Here is a 5,017-nt window from a genome sequence, read left to right as displayed (position 1 = left end):
GCCCGCTTTGACGCCCCAAAACACGCCAGAGGGCGTTGCAAATGCGCGCCGTAGCCCGAGCTACGGCTGTGCTTTGCGCCTACTCGGGCGCGTTTTGGGGCGCCCCTTCGGGCACGCCCAATTCCCTCTCAGCCTCTGAGGTCGGAAACGAAACCCTCCCATGCAAACCCTGCTTGCTTTTGCCCTGACGATCGCGATCCTGATTGCCATCCACGAGTGGGGGCATTACCGGGCCGCGGTCGCCATGGGGGTGCGGGTGCTGCGGTTCTCGATCGGATTTGGGCCAGAACTCTTGCGCTACAAGCCCCGGCGACAACGGCCGGGTCAGGATACGGAGTTCGCACTCTGCGCTTTCCCGCTCGGCGGCTACGTCCGGATGCTGGATGAGCGCGAGGGCCCGGTCGCGGCCGACGATCTCCCGCAGGCTTTCAACCGCAAGCCTCTGGGCGCCCGAGCCTTCATCGTCGCGGCTGGCCCTTTGGCCAATTTGCTGCTGGCCGTGGTGTTGTACGCGGCCCTGAATTGGACCGGGGTCGCCGAGCCCCAACCCATCCTTGCGGCGCCGTTGGCAGGCTCGCCGGCGGCCGAGGCGGGCTTGTCCGGAGGCGAGCGTGTGCGCAGCGCGGTGATCGAGCCGGACGACCGGCGCGAGGTCCCATCGTTCGAGTCGCTGCGCTGGATCCTGACCCAGGCGGCGGTGCGCCAGCGGGACGTGGTGCTCGAGGTCGAGCGCCCGGGTGATGCGGCGCCCCGCCAGATTCGACTCCCGATTGGCCGCCTGGGCCTGGCCCCGGACGTTCAGCTCCTGGCGCAGCTGGGTCTGACGGGTCCCTGGACGCCACCCGTGTTGGGCGACTTGCAGGCCGAGGGTGCTGCCGCGCGAGCTGGCCTGCAAACCGGTGACCGGGTGCTTCGGGTCAATGGCCAGGTCGTGAGTGATGGCCAGGCCTTACGGCGACTCATTCGGGAGTCCCAGGGCCGCGGCCCGCTGGCGTTCGAGGTCGAGCGTGGCGGGCGCCGGCTGGTGATTTCGGTGCAACCCGACCGTGTCGAAGAAGCTCAGACGGTCGTGGGTCGAATCGGTGCTTACGTCGGCGGACCGCCGGAGATGGTCGTGGTTCGATACGGGCCGTGGGAGGGTGTGCAGCGCGCGCTGTCGCGCACGGTCGAGATGAGTGAGCTGACGCTGCGCATGATTGGGCGTATGTTGATCGGCGAGGCTTCGGTGAAGAACCTCAGCGGGCCGCTCACCATTGCCGATTACGCGGGGCGGTCGGTAGCGATCGGTTGGCAGGCGTATGTCCAATTTCTGGCCGTGATCAGCATCAGTCTCGGCGTGCTCAACCTGCTGCCGCTGCCCGTCCTCGATGGAGGGCACCTGATGTATTATCTTTGGGAGGCGGTGACGGGGCGGCCCGTTTCCAACGCCTGGATGGAACGGCTGCAGCGGGGAGGAGTCGTCCTGCTGATCCTGTTGATGTCCATCGCGCTCTTCAACGACATCTCGCGGCTGTTCGGCTGAGGTGTCTCCTCTTTTTGCGGCTCTTGCCAGCTCGGCTTTCGTTCATGAATATCTTTCCCTCACGCCTCAGCCCCACGATCCTGGCGGTCGCGACGCTGTTTGCCGCCGGTCAGGCCGCAGCGATTGCGCCATTCACCATCCGCGACATTCGGATCGAGGGCCTGCAGCGCGTGGAGCCCGGCACCGTTTTCGCCTCGATTCCACTGCGGGTCGGTGAAACCTATGACGACGACAAGGCGTCGGCGGCCATCCGCGCGCTGTATGCGCTGGGTGTGTTCAAGGATGTGCGCATCGAGGTGGCCGATGATGTCGTCGTCGTCGCCGTCGAGGAGCGACCCACCGTGGCGGGCGTCGAGTTTTCCGGCGTGCGCGAGTTCGACAAAGAAGTGCTGATGAAGTCGCTGCGCGAAGTCGGTCTGGCCGAGGGGCGGCCCTATGACAAGGCGCTGATCGACCGCGCGACGCAGGAACTCAAACGGCAATACATCAACCGCAGCCTCTACGGCGCCGAGATTCAAACGACCGTGACGCCCATCGAGCGTAATCGCGTCAACCTGACGTTCACGGTGACCGAAGGCTCGCCCGCGCGGATCAAGGAGATTCGCATCGTCGGCAACCAGGCCTTCAGTGAGTCGACGCTGCGCGGTTTGTTCGAGCTGGATACCGGCAACTGGCTCAGCTGGTACACCAAGTCGGACCGTTATTCCCGCACGAAGCTCAACGGCGACTTGGAGACGCTCAAGTCGTATTACCTCTCGCGCGGCTACATCGACTTTCGGATCGACTCGACGCAAGTGGCGATTTCGCCTGACAAGCAGGAGGTGTCGATCATCATCAACATCACCGAAGGGGAGCCCTACATCGTCTCCGAGGTCGACCTTGCCGGCAACTATCTCAACCGCGAGGACGAGTTCAAGCAGCTCATCACCGTCAAGGCGGGGCAGCCGTACAACGCCAACGATGTGGCTGAGACCACCAAGGCGTTCACCGATCGCTTCGGCGACTTCGGCTTTGCCTTTGCCCGGGTCGAAGCTCGCCCCGAAATCGACCGCGCGCGCCGGGTGGTGCGGCTGGTGTTTGCGGCCGATCCGTCGCGTCGCGTTTATGTGCGGCGCATCAACATCAACGGCAACGACCGCACCCGGGACGAGGTCATCCGGCGCGAATTTCGCCAATATGAGGCAGCCTGGTACGACGGGCGCAAGATCCGCCTCTCTCGCGACCGGGTCGACCGCCTGGGCTATTTCACCGAGGTGAACATCGAGACGGCAGACGTCCCTGGCGCGCCGGACCAAGTCGACCTGAACCTGACGGTGGCCGAAAAGCCGACCAGCAGTGTTCAGGTTGGGGCTGGCTTTTCGAGCGCCGAGCGCTTGTCGCTCAATTTCAGCTTCAAGCAGGAAAACGCGTTTGGTACCGGGCAGTACCTGGCGGTCGAACTCAACACCAGCAAGTTCAACCGCGTACTCGTGCTCAGCAGCGTCGATCCATATTTCACGGCAGACGGGATATCGCGCAGCTTCGACATCTACCACCGCAGCTCCAAGCCCTACAACAACTACGGTGGAAACTACGAGCTCATCACCGAAGGCGGCTCTCTGCGTTTTGGCGTCCCCTTCACCGAGAACGACACGGTGTTCTTTGGCGGAGGCATCGAGCGCACCCGCATCAAGACGGGCACGAACATCCCGGCCGAGTATCTGGCCTATGCCGAGCAGTTTGGCTACACCAGCAACACGGTGCCGCTGACCGTGGGCTGGGCTCGGGACGATCGGGACAGCGCGCTCGCCCCGAACCGGGGCCGTTACCAACGCTTCAACACCGAGTGGGGCGTGGGCGGCGACGCGCGCTTCATCAAGCTCAATTACCAGTTCCAGCAATTCGTGCCGCTGTCGCGTCAATACACGCTCGCGTTCAACTCGGAGTTTGGTTGGGGCAAGGGGCTCAACGGCCGGCCGTTCCCGGTGTTCAAGAACTTTTACTCCGGGGGTCTGGGTTCGGTGCGCGGCTTCGAACAATCCACCTTGGGGCCGCGCAGCATCACCGGAACCTATGCGGGCGGGCCGAAGAAGATCACGCTCAACGGTGAGCTCGTCGCGCCATTCCCGGGCGCGGGTAATGACAAGACGCTGCGTTTGTTCGCCTTCACCGATGTCGGTACCGTCTGGGGGGAGTCGGAAAAGGTCGATCTGTCGCAGATGCGGGCGTCGGCGGGTGTCGGCATCAGCTGGATTTCGCCGGTCGGACCGCTGCGGCTGGCTTGGGCGACGCCGGTGCGCAAATTTGCCGGGGATAAAATCCAAAAACTGCAATTCCAAATCGGGACTTCCTTCTGATGAACTACCTTCGCTCCCCCTTCTGGTCGGCCCTGGTGCTGGCTGGCTCCGCGCTCTTTTCGACGCTTGCCGTGGCCGAAGAGGTCAAGATCGGTTTCGTCAACACGGAGCGCCTCTTCCGCGAGGCCAACAGTGCCAAGGCGGCCCAAGCGCGGCTCGAGCAGGAATTTGCCAAGCGCGAGAAGGAACTCGTGGACCTCGGCAACTCGCTCAAGACCTTGTCGGAGAAGTTCGAGCGTGAGGCTCCGACGCTGTCGGAGAGTCAACGGGCGGCTCGCCAGAAGCAGTTGCTCGAGCAAGACCGTGAGTTTCAGCGCAAGCGCCGCGAGTTCCAGGAGGACCTGACGGCTCGCAAGAACGAAGAGCTGCAGCAGGTGATCGACCGCGCCAATAAGGTGGTCAAACAGGTCGCCGAGTCCGAAAAGTACGACGTCATCCTGCAAGAGGCGGTCTACATCAATCCGCGCCTCGACATCACCGACAAGGTGCTCAAGGTTCTCAACGCCGCCAACGGCAAGTAAGCGGCGCGCGCGGTCCCGGTGGCGCTGTCACTTGGATTCATCGTCGAGCGCTTGGGCGGCGCGCTGCACGGCGACGCCGCGCTGCAAGTGCGTGCGATTGCACCACTCGAGCGCGCGCGAGCCGATGAAATCAGCTTTCTGGCGCATCCCAAATACGCGGCCCAACTTGCCCACACGCACGCGGGCTGTGTGATCGTTGGGCCGGAGCAGGCGGTCGCCGCACGCGCTCGAGGCGCATGCATCGTGACCGAGCGGCCTTATGTCTACTTCGCGCGGCTGACACAACTCTGGAAGGCCGAGCACCGAGGGCCGGCGCTACGGGGGATCCACCCCACGGCGATTGTCGACCCCGACGCGGAAATCGGCGACGATGTCTCCATCGGCCCGTTCTGCGTGGTCGAACGCGGGGCTCGAATCGGTGCGGGGACGGTGCTGCGCGCGCATGTGACGGTGGGCGAAGATTGCGTACTTGGGCGCCGCTGTCTGCTGCATGCCGGCGTGGTGATCGGGGCCGATGGGTTTGGCTTTGCGCTTGACGAAGACCGGCATTGGATCAAGATCGAGCAGCTTGGGGCGGTGCAGATCGGGGACGACGTCGAAATCGGGGCCAACAGTTGCGTCGACCGGGGCGCGTTGTC

At 64.1% G+C, this 5,017-nt stretch carries 4 protein-coding genes; all 4 read left to right on the top strand.

Going from position 1 to position 5,017, the window contains the following annotated elements:
• Positions 1 to 160: 160 nt before the first annotated feature.
• A complete protein-coding gene (gene rseP, locus JHC36_RS09850; protein ID WP_287918632.1) occupies positions 161 to 1,522 on the top strand; it encodes an RIP metalloprotease RseP in 1,362 nt (453 codons plus the stop codon).
• A 44-nt stretch (positions 1,523 to 1,566) separates the two neighbouring features.
• Positions 1,567 to 3,858 carry an outer membrane protein assembly factor BamA gene (gene bamA / locus JHC36_RS09845; RefSeq protein WP_287918630.1) on the top strand — a complete coding sequence of 764 codons (2,292 nt, stop codon included), beginning with the start codon at positions 1,567 to 1,569 and terminating at the stop codon, positions 3,856 to 3,858.
• The gene (locus tag JHC36_RS09840) at positions 3,858 to 4,379 is read left to right on the top strand and encodes an OmpH/Skp family outer membrane protein (RefSeq protein ID WP_124219609.1); all 522 of its coding nucleotides are present in this window, start codon (positions 3,858 to 3,860) and stop codon (positions 4,377 to 4,379) included. Before bamA ends, JHC36_RS09840 begins: the two co-directional genes overlap by 1 nt.
• Positions 4,380 to 4,397: 18 nt before the next feature.
• Positions 4,398 to 5,017 (top strand): LpxD N-terminal domain-containing protein (locus tag JHC36_RS09835; protein ID WP_287918627.1); only part of this gene is annotated, 620 nt, incomplete at its 3' end.

It is taken from the genome of Tibeticola sp., from assembly GCF_022759015.1.
Taxonomy (GTDB): domain Bacteria; phylum Pseudomonadota; class Gammaproteobacteria; order Burkholderiales; family Burkholderiaceae_C; genus Tibeticola; species Tibeticola sediminis.
The sequence above is the reverse complement of the archived record's forward strand: the minus strand, read 5'-3'. Positions and strand labels throughout refer to the sequence as shown.

Bases quoted from the DNA above. Each gene is read 5' to 3' on its own strand.
- rseP (WP_287918632.1), top strand. From the start codon at position 161: ATGCAAACCCTGCTTGCTTTTGCCCTGACGATCGCGATCCTGATTGCC.
- bamA (WP_287918630.1), top strand. From the start codon at position 1,567: ATGAATATCTTTCCCTCACGCCTCAGCCCCACGATCCTGGCGGTCGCG.
- JHC36_RS09840 (WP_124219609.1), top strand. From the start codon at position 3,858: ATGAACTACCTTCGCTCCCCCTTCTGGTCGGCCCTGGTGCTGGCTGGC.